The sequence below is a fragment of the Mesorhizobium sp. M0563 genome (assembly GCF_040321065.1).
Classification (GTDB): domain Bacteria; phylum Pseudomonadota; class Alphaproteobacteria; order Rhizobiales; family Rhizobiaceae; genus Mesorhizobium.
Genome location: NZ_JAMYQV010000024.1, coordinates 1 through 16,987, shown reverse-complemented (window position 1 = coordinate 16,987; position 16,987 = coordinate 1). Strand labels below are relative to the sequence as shown.

The window sequence follows — 16,987 nt, the reverse complement described above, 5'->3', positions numbered from 1 at the left end:
TTCGAATAAGACAATCACCAAGCTGTCACCCGAATTACATCAGGAACTGTCTATAGCCGCCGCCCATCAGGTAGCGGCCACGTTGGATGGCGCGACGCACCTGATCGCGAAGATGGCTACCTGGATGAGACCAATCTTCTTCGACACGGCGTCTCCCGAACAGGGCAATGGCGATCTCCTGATGAGATGCTCCCGCAAGCGAGCCGTCCAAAGCCTGGAGCACGATACGCAGACGCGCTCCGCGGGGTTCCGGCGGAAAGCAAGCAGCTGCCAGGCGGCCGCAACCATTGATGTCGTTCAGGAACTGAAGGGCAGCGACATGGAACTTCAGGTGCTGCGGCTGCACGATCGCGTCGACATATAGCCGCAACGGGCGGAGAACGGATGCACCGGAAAGGACGATCTGCAGACTCCGGCAGTCCTCCCTCAGCAGCACGTGCTGCACGCCGGCAGGTGTCAGCAGGATGTCCTTGCAGCACGAGAGCGAAGAAAGATCAAGCGGTTCAAAATCGTGGTCGAGCCCAACCGGCTCCGCGGCCGCTCGTAGAATACGGGCGCAGTCGCGCGGATCCCAAAAGACCCTTGCCGACGTAGCGTCTGACTGTGGCGCGTCCGCGAAAAAGGAGGCTCCATTGTCTTAGGAAAGATGATCCTGTCGTCAACTCGATTATGTTCATGTCGGCCTGGGCTCCGACAATGCAGGCGGACGGTGCCATTTTGGCGTGGTCGCGCTGGAATTGTGGATTGCGCCGAAGAAACTCCCAGGCCCAGGCAGTGCGTGGCAATCGTCTGGCGTAGTGGTAAGCTTCGTGACGACGCCAGTCCGGCCAGCATACAAGACCGACCGTCGCTTCCTTGGGCAGACCAGCATCCTTCACGGCTCAGGTGTCCACAATGCCGACGGGCCTAGAACCGGTTGCCACAGTACCGGTCCGCTCAGACGTCCCCTGCTGCGGATGCGCAAAAGGCTCGCGCGGGAAATCTCGAGAAACCCGGCCACCGCCTCGGTTTTGCCGACGGACTTGGGTTGTCCGATGCGCGACAATGGCCACGTCGCGAGGCGAAGGATCCGTTCCATGCGCGTATCCGTCACCGTTACTATCCGGGTCAGATCCTTGGCCAAGCCGAACTCGATCATGCCCGCGAAGAGCTCGTAGGTTGCCTGGGCCAGTCCGCCCGCTGCCTTGGGCGCCGACGGAGGAAGATCGAGCGCGAAACGACTGCTCTCCCATATGTCGGAGGTCGAGGGCACGACGTCAGCACCCAGCAGCACCGGGAACGTGTCGCGCAACATTGTGGGTCCGGTGCTGGGCAAAAGACGCACGCAACCGCGAATTCGCCAGTCGGATCCCTTGAGGAGCAGATAGACAGGCTTCAGACCATCAAACGGGTCTGTTTCCATCTGGTCTTCGGTATCAACTTCCCAATCGAGCCTTTCCTTGAACACCCGAAACCTGAGCCCGTGCATCTCTTTGAGCTCGCTTGCGAACTCGTCGTAAAGGTCTGGTGTTATCAGCTGCATCATGGTCGCCTCCGTGCGGGATGTGTTCCCGCCATCGAAGGGCAAAGCCGGCAGCGATGCAGCCTGTAGAGGTTTACAGCTATCGTGGCCGACGAATCAGGATCTCGCCTGGCCGGAGGCAGCCAGTCGTGCAACGGCCTGGTTGATCGTTCGAACGCCAAGCTTTGCCTTGGCGTTTTCCAGATGAAAGGTCACGGTGCGCTTTGAGACGCCGAGAAGCTGGCTGATAACCCAAGCCGACTTGCCGCGCGCCGCCCATTTCAGGCACTCGAACTCCCGCGGGGTGAGCGTTACACCATCCACCACGCGATCGTCGGCGAGCCTGCGCCGGACATGGATATGAAAGTTGATGGCCACCAGCTGCAATGCTTTTTCGTAACGTGTCAGTGACCGCAACAGAGGCGGGCGGGACTCGTCGGAAGCAAAGGTCAGGGCAGCAAACCGGCCGCAATGATCATGCATGGATATCGTCAGGCCGCCGCGGATGCCAAACTCAGCCGCACTCTCCAGAATTTGTTGCTGCGAATTCGGCAGACAGTGCCGAGCGCGATCCACACCCCAATCAAAGGTATCCCAGCCTTGCAGCCCGCGCAGGATGACCGGATCAAGACTGTGGTACCGCTGTTGCAGATAACGTGATGTCCAGGATGAAGGATAGTTTGAGATCAATTGCGGGGCGTCGCCGGGGGCCGACGGGTAAGTGAAATAGGCGAATAGCGGAAAATCGAAGCCGGCTGCAGCGGATGCCATTGCCTCACGGAGATCGGCAGCATCAACACTTGCAGACAGTTGCTCGACGAAGTTCTCAAACACGCGATGCATTTGCGCTTTGCGTAACCTCCGTGATCGCTCGATGCCAGGCAGAGACCTTGTTTTAAACGATCCCGGACGGATACAGCGCGTGCCGAGAACCCCGTTAATCTGTTGAAACCCGTGATATTCTGACGTTGTCTATGAGCCGTGTGCCGCCGAGCCAGGCCGCGACAAGCAAGCGTGCAGGTCGGTCAAGGCTTGTCATGGGTCGCAAATCTGCCTCGTCGCGAAGTTCCAGGTATTCGACCTCGCGATAGCCCGCAGCCAGAATTGCTGCGCGCGCTTCGGCAAGCGTTGGCAGGACGGGCGAGCCGCGGGCAAGCCGCTCAGCCGTCTCGAGCAAGACCGATGGTAGCTTGGGGGCAACAGCACGCTCTACTGGCGAGAGCCGGACATTGCGCGATGATAGTGCAAGACCGTCGGCTTCGCGGACTGTCGGACAAGGAACAATGGTGATTGGAATATCCAGGTCCCGGGCCATACGCCTGACTAGCTGAAGCTGCTGAAAGTCCTTTTCGCCAAAGAAGCCGAAGTCAGCGCTGGTCTGCAGGAAGAGCTTGGCGACGACGGTCGCCACGCCATCGAAATGTCCCGGCCGGAAGGCACCGCACAGGCCCTCGCTGACACCGGACACCGAAACGGTCGTGGCGAAGGCCGCCGGATACATTTCCTCTGCATCCGGCGCATAAAGCAGGTGCGCGCCAAGCGGTGCCAGCTTGGCGGCATCCTCGTCCTCGGTGCTCGGATACGCGGCGAGATCGGCTTGGCTATCGAATTGCTTCGGGTTGACGAAGAGCGTCACGATCACCCGGTCGGCCTTCTCGAGTGCCGCGCGCACCAGGCTGAGATGGCCCTCATGCAGGACGCCCATCGTTGGCACCACGGCAATCCTCACGCCCTCGCGGCGCCATGCGGCGATGATTTGGCGAAGCTGGGGAACGCTCCTCACAATCGGCACGCTCACGCTGCTTCTCCGCTCTTGGTGGCGTCCGCGTCGGCGGGCTTGCGCGCATCGGCAAACACGTGCTCGGCGGCCGGAAACTGGCGCTCCTTCACTTCCCGCGCATAGGCCGCGATCGCAGCCGCAGCGGCCTCCCCCATTTCAGCATAGCGCTTGACGAATTTGGGCCGGAAGTCGCCGAAGAGGCCGAGCATGTCGTCGACGACGAGAATCTGGCCGTCACAGGCTGCCGAGGCACCGATGCCAATGGTCGGGATCGCCACCTCCCCGGTGATCCGGCGGGCGAGCGCCTCGGGAACCTTCTCCAGCACGACCGCAAAGGCGCCCGCTTCGCTCACCGCAAGCGCGTCGCGCCTGATGCGCTCGGCATCCCCGCCTCTGCCCTGCACACGGTAGCCACCGATGGTGTTGATCGCCTGCGGCGTCAAGCCGACATGGGCCATGACCGGCACGCCGCGCGCGGCGAGGAAGCCGATCGTCTCTGCCATCGTTTCGCCGCCTTCGAGCTTGACGGCCGCGCAGCCGGTCTCGGCCATGACGCGCGCGGCATTGCGGAAAGCCTGCTCGGGGCTTTCCTCGAAGGAACCGAACGGCAGATCGACGACCATCAGCGCCTGCTCGAGGCCACGGCGCACGGCCTGGCCGTGCGTGATCATCATCTCCAGCGTCACACCGAGCGTCGAGGGCAGGCCGTGGAGAACCATGCCGACGCTGTCGCCGACCAGCACCACATCGCAATGGGGATCGACAAGCCGGGCGACTGGCGTCGTGTAGGCGGTAAGGCAGACGAGCGGCGTCCCACCTTTGCGCGAACGAATATCCGGCGGTGTGATCGCCTTGGTGTCACCAAACGCACTCAATGGACCCTCCTTCCCCAACGTTACCAACCGCGGGTGTCGCGTTTGCCACATTTTTGTGCAAGTGCGAAGAGCTAAAAATGGCCGTGCAGCTGTGCGGTGTTGACGTGCGGACAGGCGCGCTTACACTTAAATCGATTCAGGCGCCCCCGAGCTGGCCAACCACTTTCGCGAACATGGACGATCAGGCAAAAGGACCCAGGAAAGACGGAGCCGCCGTCAAGGCCGACGAAGTCAAAGTGGACCTGATCGCCTTTGTCGTCGCCGTAAACGACAGTGAACCCTGTGTCCTCACCATCGGCCAGGCGGACACCCTTCCCTCCGGACCATTTGCGCTTGAGCACCGATCGCTGCAATCCGGTTTGAGGGGGTGGGTCGAGCAGCAGACCGGCCATCCGCTGGGGTACATTGAGCAACTCTACACCTTCGCGGATCGGGATCGCATCGGCGCCGAGCGCCAGCAGCGCGTCATCTCCATCAGCTATCTCGCCTTGACCCGCAAGGAACAGGCAGCTGGCTCGCCCAAGTGCGGCTGGCAGAGCTGGTATGAATATTTTCCATGGGAGGACCACCGCTCCGGCACGCCTCCGGTCGTGCTGGACGTTCTGCGACCGCGCCTGATTGAATGGGCAGACGGCGTCAGCGACGCGGCCACGCGACGTGAACGCTGGCAGCGGGCGACGATAGCCTTCGGCTTCGACGACCGCCTTTGGAACGAGGAACTCACGCTTCAACGCTATGAGTTAGTCTACGAAGCAGGCCTGGTCCAAGAGGCCGGAAGCGGACGGGACGCGACGCTGCCTCCCCTGGTGCCCAGCAAGTCTATGGTCGCCGATCATCGCCGCATCGTGGCGACCGGCATTGCGCGGCTGCGCTCCAAGATTAAATACCGGCCGGTCGTCTTTGAGCTGATGCCGCCGGTCTTCACGCTTTTGCAGCTGCAGCGAACCGTGGAGGCGCTTGCCGGCAGGCTCGTTCGTAAGCCGAACTTTCGCCGGCTGATCGAGCAGCAGGAGCTGGTCGAAGAGACCGGAGAGGCAACCGCGGAGACCGGCGGCCGGCCAGCGAAGCTTTACCGGTTCCGCCACGCCGTTCTCGACGAGAGGGTCATCGCCGGGACAAAATTGCCGCTGGCGCGGGGTTGACATCGCTTATACTCACAGCAAGAGTTATTTTCAACTAGAGTATAAGCTGGAGGGGTCGATGAGCGCCATGCTGCCTGCGACCGCGTTTCTCTACGAGCGCGTCCGACGAGTGATCCCGCCGATCGAATGGCCGGCTTTCGTCGAGGATATCGAGGCGATCCTTGCACTGAAGCGCGAGCGCAACGCCATCATCCTGGCGCACAACTATCAGACCCCCGAGATCTTCCATTGCGTGGCCGACATCGTCGGCGACAGCTTGGCACTGGCCCGCACGGCTGCGACGATCGAGGCGCAAGTCATCGTGCTGGCCGGCGTACATTTCATGGCCGAAACGGCCAAGCTGCTCAATCCGCAAAAGACGGTGCTCATTCCCGACCTGCGGGCAGGCTGTTCGTTGGCGGAATCGATCACGGCAGAAGACGTGCGCTTGATGCGCCAGCGTTATCCCGGCGTGCCGATCATCACTTATGTCAACACGTCGGCCGAAGTGAAAGCCGAGTCGGATATCTGCTGTACATCCGGCAACGCCAAGGCGGTCGTCCAATCCCTTGGCGTTCCCCAGGTGATCATGTTGCCGGACGAATATCTGGCCCAGAATATCGCCGCCCAGACCGATGTGCAGATCATCGCCTGGAAAGGGCATTGCGAGGTGCATGAGCGCTTTACACCGGCCGACATCCGCGAGTTGCGCGAAAGCCATCCCGGCGTGATCGTGCTCGCGCATCCCGAATGCCCGCCCGACGTCGTGGCTGAAGCAGATTTTTCCGGCTCGACCGCTGCCATGTCCGACTATGTCGAAAGGCAAAGGCCGGCACGTGTCGTGCTGATGACGGAATGTTCGATGAGCGACAACGTCGCGTTAGCGCACCCAGAGGTCGAGTTCATCCGGCCCTGCAATTTGTGCCCGCACATGAAGCGGATCACGCTTGCCAACATCCGCATGGCGCTCGAGCAGAACCACCATATCGTAACCATCGAACCCGGGATCGCCGGGCGCGCGCGGCTTGCGGTCGAACGGATGCTGGCAATTTGAGCGCCGATGTCCGCAGCTTCTTCGGGCGGCCCATCATCATCGGCGGCGGCATCGCCGGACTGATGACCGCGCTTCAACTGGCGCCGGAGCCGGTGCTGCTTCTGTCCAGGACGCTGCTGGGAGCTGACAATTCGAGCACGTGGGCACAGGGTGGTCTGGCTGCAAGTTTCGGCGAAGACGACGATCCGGCACTGCACCTGGCCGATACGCTTGCCGCCGGGGATGGTCTCTGCGACAGAGACGTGGCGAGCCGCATCCTCCAAGCCGCGCCCAAGGCGATAGAGGGGCTTGCGGGCTTTGGGGTTCCCTTCGACCGTACGCCGAAAGGATCACTGTGCCTCGGATTGGAGGCCGCACACAGCCGACGTCGCATCGTTCATGCGCATGGTGACGGCACCGGGCGTGAGATCATGCGTGCCCTGATCGCGGCTGTGCGTTCCACTCCCTCGATTGTTGTCGTGGAGGGCGTGGAAGCGCGCCGGCTGGCGGTGCGAGAGAATGCGATCCGAGGCGTCTGGGCGAGCGGTTCGATAGGACCTGTCTTCTTCGGCTCACGGCGGGTCGTCCTCGCCACCGGTGGGATCGGGGGACTGTTTCTCGACACCACGAATCCTTCGGGCAGTTGTGGACAGGGCCTGGCGCTTGCGGCCCGCGCTGGAGCTGTCCTTGCCGACCTCGAGTTCATCCAGTTCCACCCGACCGCGCTTGACGGCCCGGAACGCCCTATGGTGCTGCTCAGCGAGGCCGTCCGCGGCGAAGGTGCTGCCCTGATCGACGAAACCGGCCAAGCTTTTCTCCAGAGCGTGCCAGGGGCGGAACTTGCGCCTCGTGATGTCTTGGCGCGCGCCGTCTGGAACCATCTTGCCAACGGCCACCGTGTTTTTCTAGACGCGCGGCAACGGCCTGGCCCGGAATTTGCTCGACACTTCCCGACAATCGCATCAGCCTGTCGTGGAGCCGGCATCAATCCCGCGCGCGATCTCATCCCCATTCGTCCGGCCCAACACTACCACATGGGTGGCGTTGCCGTGGACGGCTCCGGTAGGACCTCCGTCAAGGGGTTGTGGGCCTGCGGCGAAGTCGCTTCGACAGGACTGCATGGCGCCAACAGGCTCGCCAGCAATTCCTTGACCGAGGCCGTCGTGTGCGCGCGCTGGGTCGCTGAAAGTGTCGCCGGAACGCCTGCTCGCAGAACAAAGCCTGCGTTTGCGGACGTTTACCCATCGCCCGGTCCGACACCCGTGCGTGTTTTCCTGTCGCGCGCACTCGGCATCGTCCGGGATGGTGAAGGTTTGAAAGCAGCCGCACGTGCCTTATTGCCGCTCGCCGAAAGCAAGGACGCGGCCTCGGATGCGGCGGCTGTCGGGCTAATGATCGCGGTTGCCGCCTTGTTGCGCCAAGAAAGCCGCGGCGCTCATTACCGGACAGATTTTCCTCATCATGCGACTGTCGCCCGACGGTCCGAAATCACCCTCGAAGCCGCCTTGGCCGCTGCGCGGGAACTCGGACACTCGCCAAGCCTCGAAGGGGCAAAGTGATGACGTTCTCACCGCTTCCCACGATCATGCTTGAGCCGCTTGTAAGGGCAGCTCTTCTTGAAGACCTTGGCAGAGCCGGCGACTTGACCACGGAGGCCATCGTCCCGAAGGAACACCAAGCGGGAACCGTGCTGGCGGCGCGCCAGTCCGGAGTTGTCGCCGGCCTCGATCTGGCGATGCTCGCTTTCCGCTTGATTGATCCTGATGTCGAAATCTCGGTGGAGCGGGCAGACGGCTCCAATGTCATGGATGGAGAGGTCATTGCATCAGTGGTTGGCCCTGCCCGGGCCATTCTCACAGCCGAACGGACGGCACTCAATTTTTTGTGCCATCTGAGCGGCATCGCTACAGCAACGGCATCGATCGTCGCTGCGGTTCGTGGATATGGCGCGAAGATCGTCTGCACGCGCAAGACGACGCCCGGATTGCGGGCAGTCGAAAAATATGCCGTGCGCGCAGGTGGCGGATCCAATCACCGCTTCGGCCTCGACGACGCAATTCTGATCAAGGACAACCACATCGCCATCGCAGGCGGCGTTCGCCCGGCGCTGGAGCGAGCACGAAGACGGGCCGGTCATCTCGTCAAGATCGAAGTCGAGGTCGATACGCTGGCCCAGTTGGAGGAGGTACTTGGCTTCGCTCCCGATGCGGTTCTGCTCGACAACATGTCCCTCGCCGATCTTCGCCGCGCCGTCGCAATCGTTGGCGGCCGTGCTATCACCGAGGCTTCTGGCGGGATCGCATCCGATACAGCGCGAGCGATTGCCGCGACCGGCGTTGATCTGATTTCAGTCGGCCGACTGACCCACAGCGCGCCGATCCTGGATATCGGCCTCGACTATTGGGGCTCATGATTGCCTGAGGAACGAACAGGATCGAATCAACTGTCCTTTCCGATCGTCATCAATCAGACAGCAAAGCAAGGCAGAACCGGAGGAACAGCATGGACATGCAAACAGCCAGTCCAACGCAGACATCGCCACAGGCTCAATCCCGTGACCCTGTAGCGTGGACCCTGGAGAAGGCTCGGGCACTTCACTATGCCCCCTTCAACAATCTCCTCTTCCTCGCGCAAACCGTGCACCGCCAGAATTTCGATCCCAACAAGGTCCAGCTCAGCCGGCTGCTCAGCATCAAGACAGGCGGATGCCCGGAGGATTGCGGCTATTGTAGCCAGTCGGCGCATCACGAGACCGGCCTGAAGGCGTCGAAGCTGATGGAGGTCAGGCGCGTCGTCGCCGAGGCGAAGAAAGCGCGTGACGCCGGCGCCACCCGCTATTGCATGGGCGCGGCCTGGCGAAACCCCAAGGCGCGCGACATGGATGCGGTCGTGGCGATGGTCGAAGGCGTCAAGGCGCTGGGCATGGAAACCTGCATGACGCTCGGCATGCTCGATCTTGAGCAGGCGGCTCGTCTGAAACAGGCAGGCCTCGACTATTACAACCACAACATCGATACGTCGGAACGCTACTACAGCGAGATCATCAGCACGCGCAGCTTTGCCGAGCGGCTCGAGACGCTCGAGCACGTTCGCCAATCCGGCATCAAGGTCTGCTGCGGCGGCATTGTCGGCATGGGCGAGGAGCCGGTGGACCGGATCGGCATGCTGGTGACGCTGGCCAATCTGCCGGAACATCCGCAAAGCGTTCCGATCAACATGCTCATTCCGATCGCCGGCACCCCGCTTGCCGACGCCAAGCCGATCGAGCCGATCGAATTCGTACGCGTGATCGCGCTGGCGCGCATCATGATGCCGAAATCGCATATCCGTCTTTCCGCCGGCCGTACCGCCATGACCGACGAGATGCAGGCGCTGTGCTTTTTTGCCGGCGCCAACTCGATCTTCGTCGGCGACACGCTGCTGACGGCGGACAATCCCGGTGAGGACAAGGATACCCTGCTGTTCCGGCGCCTTGGCATCGAGCCGATGGAACTCGAGGCGCAATGAACGGGGCACCGCTTGCCCGCTATGAGGCGACCTTGCAGGGACTGGCGCGCAAGGACCGGCTGCGGACGCTGAAGCCGCGCGCCGGGCGCGACTTCTCGTCGAACGACTATCTCGGACTTGCCGCCTCCAAAAGACTTGGCGAAGCGGTTGCGGCGGCGATTGCGCGGGGCACGTCGGTTGGCGCCACCGGGTCGCGGCTGTTGCGCGGCAATGCACCGGAACACGAGCAGCTCGAGGCAGACGCGGCGGCATTCTTTGGAGCCGACCGCGCGCTGTTCTTCGGCAGCGGCTACATCGCCAACTTCGCTCTGCTGACTGCGCTGCCGCAGAAGGGCGACCTTTTGGTCCTCGATGAGCTCGCCCATGCCAGCATGCATGAGGGGGCACAGGCCGGACGTGCCGAGTTCAAGCTGGCCGCGCACAACGACGTCGATGCTGTCGAGGACGCGATCAAGCGTTGGCGCGCCGAAGGCGGCATGGGATGCGTCTGGATTGCGGTGGAAAGCCTATACAGCATGGATGGCGACTGCGCGCCTTTGGATAGCCTGGCCGCGCTTGCCGATCGGCACAACGCATTCATCGTCATTGACGAGGCGCACGCGACCGGCGTCTGGGGACCGGACGGCCGGGGGCTGGCCGCCGCTTTCGAGGGCCGCGACAACATCGTCGCGCTCCACACCTGCGGCAAGGCGCTCGGCGCATCTGGTGGGCTCGTGACCGGGCCGAGGACACTGTGCCAGTATCTGATCAACCGTTGCCGGCCATTCATCTACGCCACCGCGCCCTCGCCGCTGATGGCGGTCGCGGCGCGCGAAGCGCTCGCAATGCTCGCCGACGAGCCTATGCGGCGTTTTCAGCTGCATGAACGCGTCGCCCTCGCAGGCCGCCAATTGGTCGATCGCTGCGGCGTCACGCCCAGCGGCTCGCAAATCCAGCCATTTGTCATCGGCGATGTCAGGCGCACCATGGCAGTCTCGGCGCGCCTGCAGGCCCGCGGCTTCGACATACGCGGCATTCGTCCGCCGACCGTGCCCGAGGGCACGTCGCGGCTGCGCATCTCACTGACGCTCAATATCGGCGAAGCCGACATTTCCGCCATGGTCGAGGCGCTCGTCGAGGTGTTGGCCCAGACATGACCGGAGGCGACATGACCAAGCGCATCGTCATCACCGGAACAGACACCGGAATTGGCAAGACGGTGTTTTCGGCCGGGCTTGCCGGCCTGCTTGACGGTTTCTACTGGAAGCCGGTGCAATCGGGCCTCGACGGCGAGACCGACAGCGAGGCGGTTGCGCGACTTGCCGGGCTGCCGTCGGGGCGCGTGCTGCCGGAAGCCTACCGCTTGAAGAGCCCGCTGTCGCCGCATCGTTCGGCCGAAATCGACGACGTTTCGATCGAGGCTGCCGATCTTTCGTTTCCGGTCCTGCCGACACCGCTCGTCATCGAAGGCGCCGGCGGGCTGATGGTGCCGCTGAACCGCCGGACAAGGTTCATCGACATATTCGAGCAATGGCAGTTGCCGGTCATTCTGTGCGCCCGCACCGCGCTCGGAACAATCAATCACACCCTGCTGTCGATCGAGGCCCTGCGGGCGCGCGCTATCCCGCTGGCTGGCATCGCCTTCATCGGCGATGAGATGACCGATACGCAACGGACGATCGTGGAATTCGGCGACGTGCCGCAACTCGGCAGGCTGCCGCACCTCGATCCGCTGACGGACAAAACGCTGAGACAAGCGATGATTGCCGGCTTCGACCTCGCTTTGATTGCCGGAGGCGGATGATGCCGCAATCCCGTGTGTGGCATCCCTTCACCCAGCACGCGCTCGAGCCGGCGATCCCTGAAATCGTCCTGACTGAAGGCGCGTATCTCCACAAACCCAATGGCGCGCGCATTCTGGACGCCATTTCCTCCTGGTGGGTCGTCACCCATGGCCACCGCCATCCCCGCATTATAAAGGCGATCGAGACGACCGCCTCGAGCCTCGACCAGATCATCTTCGCAGGTTTCACGCACGAGCCTGCCGAATGCTTGGCCAAGGCGCTTGTCGGGCTCGCTCCCGCCGGACTCGACTGGGTGTTCTATTCCGACAGCGGCTCGACCAGCGTCGAAGTCGCGCTGAAGATGGCGCTCGGCTATTTCCGCAACATCGGCGCGCCGCGCTCGCGCATCGTCGTCATGGAGCACAGCTATCACGGCGACACGATCGGCACGATGAGCGTCGGTGCCCGTGGCGTGTTCAACGCCGCCTACGAACCCTTGCTGTTCGAGGTCGACACCATTCCCTTCCCGGCCGCCGGGCGCGAGCAGGAAACACTGGATCGGTTCGAGGCCGTCAGCCGCGACCGGCGCGCCGCCGCGCTGATCGTCGAACCGCTCGTGCTTGGCGCCGGCGGCATGCGGATGTATCCGGCCTCGGTTCTGACCGGACTGAAGAAGATTGCCGAAGCCTCCGGCACGCTGCTGATCGCCGACGAGGTGATGACCGGCTGGGGACGCACCGGGAGCATGTTCGCCTGCGAGCAGGCATCGATCTCTCCTGATATCCTTTGCACCTCGAAAGGCTTGACCGGTGGCACCATCCCGCTCGCGGCCACGCTCGCCACCGATGCCATCTTCCAGGCCCACTATTCCGACGATCGGAAGAAGACTTTTTTCCACTCGAGTTCCTACACGGCCAATCCGATCGCCTGCGCGGCAGCACTCGCCAATGTCGAGATCTGGCGTGACGAGCCGGTGGCCGAGCGGATCGCCACCCTGAGCGCGAGGCAGGCCGCCGGGTTTCGACGCTTTCGCGACAATGCCAACTTCATCGACAGCCGCGCGATCGGCACGATCCTGGCTCTCGACCTGCGCGCCGGCTCTGCCGGCTATCTGGCCGAGATCGGACCTAAGCTGCGGGCCTTTTTCCTCGAGCTCGGCCTGCTTGTGCGCCCGCTCGGCAATGTCCTTTATCTCCTGCCGCCCTATTGCGTCACCGGCGACGAGCTCGATCGGCTCCATGACGCGATCGAGGAGGCCGGCGAACGCTTCGGTTCGAGCCCATGAGCAGGTTGTCGCGCCTTCTCGGGTTTGGCCATCATGCGCCTGGCCGAAAGGTGGCGAATGCCGAGATCGAGAGCGATCTCGGCCTCGAACCGGGCTGGATCGAGCGGCGTACTGGAATCCGGTCGCGCTTCTGGGCAACAAACGAAGACACGCTGTCTGGTCTTGCTGCGCAGGCCGGGGCCATGGCGCTGGCCAGCGCCGGCATTGCGCGCCACGACATCGGTCTGCTGCTGCTTGCCACCTCGACGCCCGATCACCTCCTGCCGCCCAGCGCGCCCCTGGTCGCACATCGGCTGGGGCTCGGCCGCGCCGGCGCTGTCGATCTGACCGGCGCCTGCGCCGGCTTCATCTATGCGCTGATGTTTGCGGACGGATTTACCCGCCTGCACGGCAAAGCGAGCCTTGTTATCGCCGCCAATATCCTCAGCCGCCGCATCAATCCCTCTGAGCGCGCCAGCGCCGTGCTGTTTGCCGATGCCGCCGGCGCCCTCGTGATCGGTCCCTCCGAGGATACTGATCGGGGGATTCTCGGTGCCTCTGTGGATTCGGACGGCTCGCGATACGGGCTGATCCAGATTCCCGCAGGGGGAAGCAACAAGCCGTTCCACGGTGACCTCGACCTCGCGCAAACCCGAATGACGATGACCGACGGCCGCGAAGTGTTCGCAAAGGCCGTCGAGATGATGACCGATTGCTCGATAAGCGCGCTAGCCGCTGCCGGAGTGCGACCACAGGATGTCGACCGGTTCGTGCCGCATCAGGCCAATGCTCGCATTTTCGATGCGGTCGGGCGAAACCTCGGCGTTGCCGATCACCTGATCGTCAAGACGATCGCCGAATATGGCAACTCTTCCGCCGCGACGATCCCGCTCTCACTGTCGCTCGCCAATCAAGCGGAGCCGTTTCGGCCGGGCGAGAAAATACTCCTGGCGGCGGCAGGTGCGGGACTCAGCGGCGGGGCGCTCGTCGTCGGGATTTAGCCCAGCGAAGCTGCTCAACATCAGGACTGACTTTGTGAGATGAATAGGACAACGGGACCAATGCGAAAATAGTCGCCGGCAAGCTGCACGGCATCCACGTCACCGAGCAAAGCTCAACTACCACGGTTCGATACTGCTCGACCCTGACCACGCGAAGAACCCGGGATCCTGCCAATGGATTCGTGGAGACATGGAGCAAGACTTCCGGCGCGCGAATCTCGACCTATGTCATCCTCGGCGAGCGCGGCTCTCGATGCTGCATCCTCAACGGCGCGGCCGCCCGGAACCTGCCAGTCCACTCCATCCATCTGGACGAAGCGCACATTCCTGTCTGAAGCCGCGGATCGTTACGTTCGTCATCAACAATGTCGTCGGCTTCTCGCCGATGGCAATGCGCTGACGCGGACGGCGTTGACGATTACATCGGCAGGGGCGCTTCAGCAGAACTTTCGCCGGTTGATGGAGCAGCAGGAACTGGTGGAGGAGACCGGCGAAAGTGCATTTGATACCGGCGGTCGGCCGGCGAAGCTTTATCGCTTCCGCCACCATGTCCTCGACGAAACGGAGGTCGCCCGGACAAAATTGCCGCTGGCGCGGGCTTGACATCCTTTATACTCAACGTAGAAATATCCCTTATAATCAATTCGATTATAACGAGAAATTCATTCGCACCGTCCGAACCCACGGTCTCGCTCGGGAAGCCCGTATGAGTTGATCGAAGTGATCTTGGAAATGAAACGCCCGAGGACGGGCTTTCAACCTTTGTCGTGAAGGAGGTGCCGCGCGTCTGGGCCAATGCCTTGCGGCAACGGTGAAGGATGTATACCGCCAGTAAACGCGTGCGTCAAAGTCGCTATCGAATGTACAGTTCGTCTAAATGTGCGATACGTTCGATTTGTGCAAGTAACACTTGGAAAAGTGTTGCATAAAAGAAACGTCCAATTACATAAAGCAGGCAAGCTAAACTTTAAACTTGCACAAATGAGCGTGAGGCGCCCTGTTCCATGGCGCCTTTTTTACGGATTATCATTAGACTCTCTCCCGGGGGAACTGTGGGTGAAGAAACAACGCATCGTCCTGCTGGCAGCTGTTTTGGCGTCTGCCTTTGGCTTTTTTTTGCTGATCCTGATCCTGCAGATGGTCAGTTTTTTGGTTGACTAGGCACGCGCAAGCGGGATGGATCGCGCAGAGACACGCGGAAGTTTCTTTCGCCATCGAAACCCCGACGACCTGATGGGGAGTCGCGCCAGCAGGGTGGGAGCCACGTCCAGTGCCACCGACCATGCGAGATGCCGATTGTTGGCGCGTCTGTCAGTTCGCGCGGCCATATTCATTCTGGTGCCGATCTGTTGCCTTTTCTGCTTTTCCCATGCGTTTTAGGCCGAGCCAATTTGTGAAGCGGGCGGTCAATGGATCTGCGCCTCGCGATTGCCTGCCGTTGCCTGATTGATCTGGGCGGGATAATCCGAGAGCGAACGCTGCAACCGCGGTTCGAATTGCGCGAAGTTGAACCGGACTTCATCCGCGGTCAGGAACTGGTGGGTTGCGCCGGGAAAGCCGGCGACCATCACAAGGTCGCCTTCCTTGACGCCTTCACAGGCTATGGGTAGCCAACTCTTCGGCCGGTAAGGCACATTGTCGCGCGCATATGGCCGGGAGGAACCATCAGGAGCGACATAGGCGCGATAAAAGCCGAAGTGGCCCGTGTGGCGCAGCCACATCCAGTTGTCCGTTGGCCGCCGAAGTTGCCGATGCCGAGCGCGGGCGCATAGACGAGGCGCACGTCCTCGATTTCGAGCTTCTGCTGGAGATAGTAGGAGGCGCCGCCATAATAGGCCCCTACGTCGCAGCGGCGATTGGGCTATCCTTCACATGCGGCGATCAGGGCCTTGCGGTTCGTGGCGAGCCGCTCATAGCGGGCAAACCCATTCAGCTTGTCCGAGACGCCCTTGAGCATTTCGGCGGTCACATCCCGCATGTCCTCGATCACATGGATTCGGCTGCCTGGCGCCGCGGGCAATTCTTCACCCAGGGCTCTTCGCCAGAAAGCCGTCTGTGAGATAGTCCTGGCCCTCCTTGCTGCGGTATTGGATGGATTCGAACACGCAGTGATGATTGGTTGCGACCAGCCCTTGTGGACTGACGAACGAGGCGGAGCATCCGCCCAGTGATACGATCGCGTTGAGCGGGTCAGCGTACAGACGGCCGCATGGCCGCGCCCACTTCCGCAGTCTGGCCCGGCATCCACATACCTTCGTCCGCCGACGTAGCCGTGACCGTCCAGAGCAAGCCGATGGCAGTTGCTTTGGCCAAACATTTCAAATTCGAGTTCATGCTGACTGTCGCTCTCATCTTGCCTCCTGTTCTCCGCAGATTGGATTGGTGACTATCGGGATGGCCGGAGTCCTGGCGCCCACGCGGCGGCCAACACCGTAAACACCGAGTGGACCCGTTAACCGCAAGAGTCCTGATGGCGCTCACCTCTCATATTTGTCGCGCGCAACGTTTGCGGATCATCCGCTGCACCAATCGTGCCAAATGAATAAAGCCTTCAGTTACAAATGGTGAGCCGCCCCATCCATGTCCGATCTCCGACGTCTTTCACGGAAAGGGCTCGGTGCTTCCACGCTCGTTTGCTCTTCGCCCGTCCCTCTTCCGTCTTGACTAGCAGGAGCCTACGGCCTATCTCACTGCCGCGTTAGCACTCGCTTCTGGTGAGTGCTAACCACGCTCCGGCAACGGAGAACCGTTCAACATCCGCACCAGGGAAATCCAAAAATGGCAAAGTCGAATTTCCGGCCGCTGCATGACCGCGTGGTCGTTCGCCGGGTCGAATCCGAATCCAAGACCGCGGGCGGGATCATCATCCCCGATACGGCTAAGGAAAAGCCGCAGGAAGGCGAGATCATCGCCGTCGGTTCCGGCGCCCGCGACGAAGCCGGCAAGCTCGTCCCGCTGGACGTCAAGGCCGGCGACCGCATCCTGTTCGGCAAGTGGTCGGGCACCGAAGTCAAGCTCAATGGCGAAGACCTTCTGATCATGAAGGAATCCGACATCATGGGCATCATCGGCTGAATATCGGCCTCACCCTCATTTAAATCTTCGGGCTCAATCCAAGCCCCTGCCAGGAGCTAAAAATGGC

18 protein-coding genes and 2 pseudogenes are annotated in these 16,987 nt (G+C 62.0%); 12 read left to right on the top strand and 8 right to left on the bottom strand.

Annotated elements, in window-relative coordinates; genetic code table 11:
- Nucleotides 1-34: 34 nt before the first annotated feature.
- The 6 genes from NKI50_RS25310 to panB form a co-directional block, all read right to left on the bottom strand.
- A complete protein-coding gene (locus NKI50_RS25310) occupies nucleotides 35-346 on the bottom strand; it encodes a DUF2285 domain-containing protein (protein ID WP_245278728.1) in 312 nt (103 codons plus the stop codon).
- A 157-nt stretch (nucleotides 347-503) separates the two neighbouring features.
- A complete protein-coding gene (locus tag NKI50_RS25305; RefSeq protein WP_352717900.1) occupies nucleotides 504-878 on the bottom strand; it encodes a transcriptional regulator domain-containing protein in 375 nt (124 codons plus the stop codon).
- Nucleotides 875-1,525, bottom strand: coding sequence for an acyl-homoserine-lactone synthase (locus tag NKI50_RS25300; protein ID WP_352458529.1), 651 nt, complete (start codon nucleotides 1,523-1,525; stop codon nucleotides 875-877). The genes NKI50_RS25305 and NKI50_RS25300 overlap by 4 nt, the downstream gene beginning before the upstream one ends.
- A 93-nt stretch (nucleotides 1,526-1,618) precedes the next feature.
- Nucleotides 1,619-2,344 carry a LuxR family transcriptional regulator gene (locus NKI50_RS25295; protein ID WP_352518022.1) on the bottom strand — a complete coding sequence of 242 codons (726 nt, stop codon included), beginning with the start codon at nucleotides 2,342-2,344 and terminating at the stop codon, nucleotides 1,619-1,621.
- 94 nt (nucleotides 2,345-2,438) lie between these two features.
- Entirely contained in the window at nucleotides 2,439-3,299 is an 861-nt protein-coding gene (panC, locus tag NKI50_RS25290; protein ID WP_352717897.1) for a pantoate--beta-alanine ligase, read from the bottom strand.
- Nucleotides 3,296-4,156, bottom strand: a complete 861-nt coding sequence (gene panB, locus NKI50_RS25285; RefSeq protein ID WP_352717895.1) for a 3-methyl-2-oxobutanoate hydroxymethyltransferase — start codon at nucleotides 4,154-4,156, stop codon at nucleotides 3,296-3,298. The genes panC and panB overlap by 4 nt, the downstream gene beginning before the upstream one ends.
- 173 nt (nucleotides 4,157-4,329) lie before the next feature.
- On the opposite strand from panB, the gene NKI50_RS25280 reads away from it, so the two are divergent.
- The 11 genes and pseudogenes from NKI50_RS25280 to NKI50_RS30580 all read left to right on the top strand — a co-directional run.
- Nucleotides 4,330-5,298, top strand: a complete 969-nt coding sequence (locus tag NKI50_RS25280) for an NUDIX hydrolase (protein WP_352515987.1) — start codon at nucleotides 4,330-4,332, stop codon at nucleotides 5,296-5,298.
- A 58-nt stretch (nucleotides 5,299-5,356) separates the two neighbouring features.
- Nucleotides 5,357-6,331 carry a quinolinate synthase NadA gene (gene nadA, locus NKI50_RS25275; protein WP_352508058.1) on the top strand — a complete coding sequence of 325 codons (975 nt, stop codon included), beginning with the start codon at nucleotides 5,357-5,359 and terminating at the stop codon, nucleotides 6,329-6,331.
- Nucleotides 6,328-7,869 carry an L-aspartate oxidase gene (locus tag NKI50_RS25270; protein ID WP_352717989.1) on the top strand — a complete coding sequence of 514 codons (1,542 nt, stop codon included), beginning with the start codon at nucleotides 6,328-6,330 and terminating at the stop codon, nucleotides 7,867-7,869. Before nadA ends, NKI50_RS25270 begins: the two co-directional genes overlap by 4 nt.
- Nucleotides 7,869-8,723 (top strand): carboxylating nicotinate-nucleotide diphosphorylase, encoded by an 855-nt coding sequence (gene nadC / locus NKI50_RS25265; RefSeq protein ID WP_352515915.1) that lies wholly within the window; start codon nucleotides 7,869-7,871, stop codon nucleotides 8,721-8,723. The genes NKI50_RS25270 and nadC overlap by 1 nt, the downstream gene beginning before the upstream one ends.
- A 95-nt stretch (nucleotides 8,724-8,818) precedes the next feature.
- On the top strand, nucleotides 8,819-9,817 hold the full coding sequence (bioB, locus tag NKI50_RS25260) for a biotin synthase BioB (RefSeq protein ID WP_352717987.1): 999 nt from the start codon (nucleotides 8,819-8,821) through the stop codon (nucleotides 9,815-9,817).
- Nucleotides 9,814-10,953 carry an 8-amino-7-oxononanoate synthase gene (locus NKI50_RS25255; RefSeq protein ID WP_352717893.1) on the top strand — a complete coding sequence of 380 codons (1,140 nt, stop codon included), beginning with the start codon at nucleotides 9,814-9,816 and terminating at the stop codon, nucleotides 10,951-10,953. Before bioB ends, NKI50_RS25255 begins: the two co-directional genes overlap by 4 nt.
- Before the next feature lie 11 nt (nucleotides 10,954-10,964).
- Nucleotides 10,965-11,600 (top strand): dethiobiotin synthase, encoded by a 636-nt coding sequence (gene bioD, locus NKI50_RS25250; RefSeq protein ID WP_031194973.1) that lies wholly within the window; start codon nucleotides 10,965-10,967, stop codon nucleotides 11,598-11,600.
- Nucleotides 11,600-12,865, top strand: coding sequence for an adenosylmethionine--8-amino-7-oxononanoate transaminase (locus NKI50_RS25245; protein ID WP_352717985.1), 1,266 nt, complete (start codon nucleotides 11,600-11,602; stop codon nucleotides 12,863-12,865). The genes bioD and NKI50_RS25245 overlap by 1 nt, the downstream gene beginning before the upstream one ends.
- Nucleotides 12,862-13,845: a 3-oxopimeloyl-[acyl-carrier-protein] synthase BioZ gene (bioZ, locus tag NKI50_RS25240; protein WP_352717891.1), complete on the top strand. Its 984-nt coding sequence runs from the start codon at nucleotides 12,862-12,864 to the stop codon at nucleotides 13,843-13,845. Before NKI50_RS25245 ends, bioZ begins: the two co-directional genes overlap by 4 nt.
- 68 nt (nucleotides 13,846-13,913) lie before the next feature.
- Nucleotides 13,914-14,180 carry an aspartate 1-decarboxylase gene (locus tag NKI50_RS25235; RefSeq protein WP_352717983.1) on the top strand — a complete coding sequence of 89 codons (267 nt, stop codon included), beginning with the start codon at nucleotides 13,914-13,916 and terminating at the stop codon, nucleotides 14,178-14,180.
- A gap of 103 nt (nucleotides 14,181-14,283) precedes the next feature.
- Nucleotides 14,284-14,448 (top strand): annotated as a pseudogene (locus NKI50_RS30580) (NrtR DNA-binding winged helix domain-containing protein); the annotation flags it as partial.
- Between the two features lie 803 nt (nucleotides 14,449-15,251).
- Here the strand turns inward: NKI50_RS30580 and NKI50_RS25225 are convergent.
- Together NKI50_RS25225 and NKI50_RS25220 are read right to left on the bottom strand one after the other, a co-directional pair.
- Nucleotides 15,252-15,865: pseudogene (locus tag NKI50_RS25225) on the bottom strand (S46 family peptidase).
- 4 nt (nucleotides 15,866-15,869) lie between these two features.
- A complete protein-coding gene (locus tag NKI50_RS25220) occupies nucleotides 15,870-16,013 on the bottom strand; it encodes a S46 family peptidase (RefSeq protein WP_245278729.1) in 144 nt (47 codons plus the stop codon).
- A gap of 610 nt (nucleotides 16,014-16,623) precedes the next feature.
- Between NKI50_RS25220 and groES the strand changes: the two genes are divergently transcribed.
- Nucleotides 16,624-16,920, top strand: coding sequence for a co-chaperone GroES (gene groES / locus NKI50_RS25215; RefSeq protein WP_019863563.1), 297 nt, complete (start codon nucleotides 16,624-16,626; stop codon nucleotides 16,918-16,920).
- Nucleotides 16,921-16,987: the final 67 nt, after the last annotated feature.

Excerpts from the sequence above, each read along its gene's own strand:
- groES (WP_019863563.1), top strand. The coding sequence starts at position 16,624 with ATGGCAAAGTCGAATTTCCGGCCGCTGCATGACCGCGTGGTCGTTCGC.
- NKI50_RS25300 (WP_352458529.1), bottom strand. The coding sequence starts at position 1,525 with ATGATGCAGCTGATAACACCAGACCTTTACGACGAGTTCGCAAGCGAG.
- nadC (WP_352515915.1), top strand. The coding sequence starts at position 7,869 with ATGACGTTCTCACCGCTTCCCACGATCATGCTTGAGCCGCTTGTAAGG.
- nadA (WP_352508058.1), top strand. The coding sequence starts at position 5,357 with ATGAGCGCCATGCTGCCTGCGACCGCGTTTCTCTACGAGCGCGTCCGA.
- NKI50_RS25280 (WP_352515987.1), top strand. The coding sequence starts at position 4,330 with ATGGACGATCAGGCAAAAGGACCCAGGAAAGACGGAGCCGCCGTCAAG.
- bioD (WP_031194973.1), top strand. The coding sequence starts at position 10,965 with ATGACCAAGCGCATCGTCATCACCGGAACAGACACCGGAATTGGCAAG.
- NKI50_RS25245 (WP_352717985.1), top strand. The coding sequence starts at position 11,600 with ATGCCGCAATCCCGTGTGTGGCATCCCTTCACCCAGCACGCGCTCGAG.
- NKI50_RS25255 (WP_352717893.1), top strand. The coding sequence starts at position 9,814 with ATGAACGGGGCACCGCTTGCCCGCTATGAGGCGACCTTGCAGGGACTG.
- bioZ (WP_352717891.1), top strand. The coding sequence starts at position 12,862 with ATGAGCAGGTTGTCGCGCCTTCTCGGGTTTGGCCATCATGCGCCTGGC.
- bioB (WP_352717987.1), top strand. The coding sequence starts at position 8,819 with ATGCAAACAGCCAGTCCAACGCAGACATCGCCACAGGCTCAATCCCGT.
- NKI50_RS25295 (WP_352518022.1), bottom strand. The coding sequence starts at position 2,344 with ATGCATCGCGTGTTTGAGAACTTCGTCGAGCAACTGTCTGCAAGTGTT.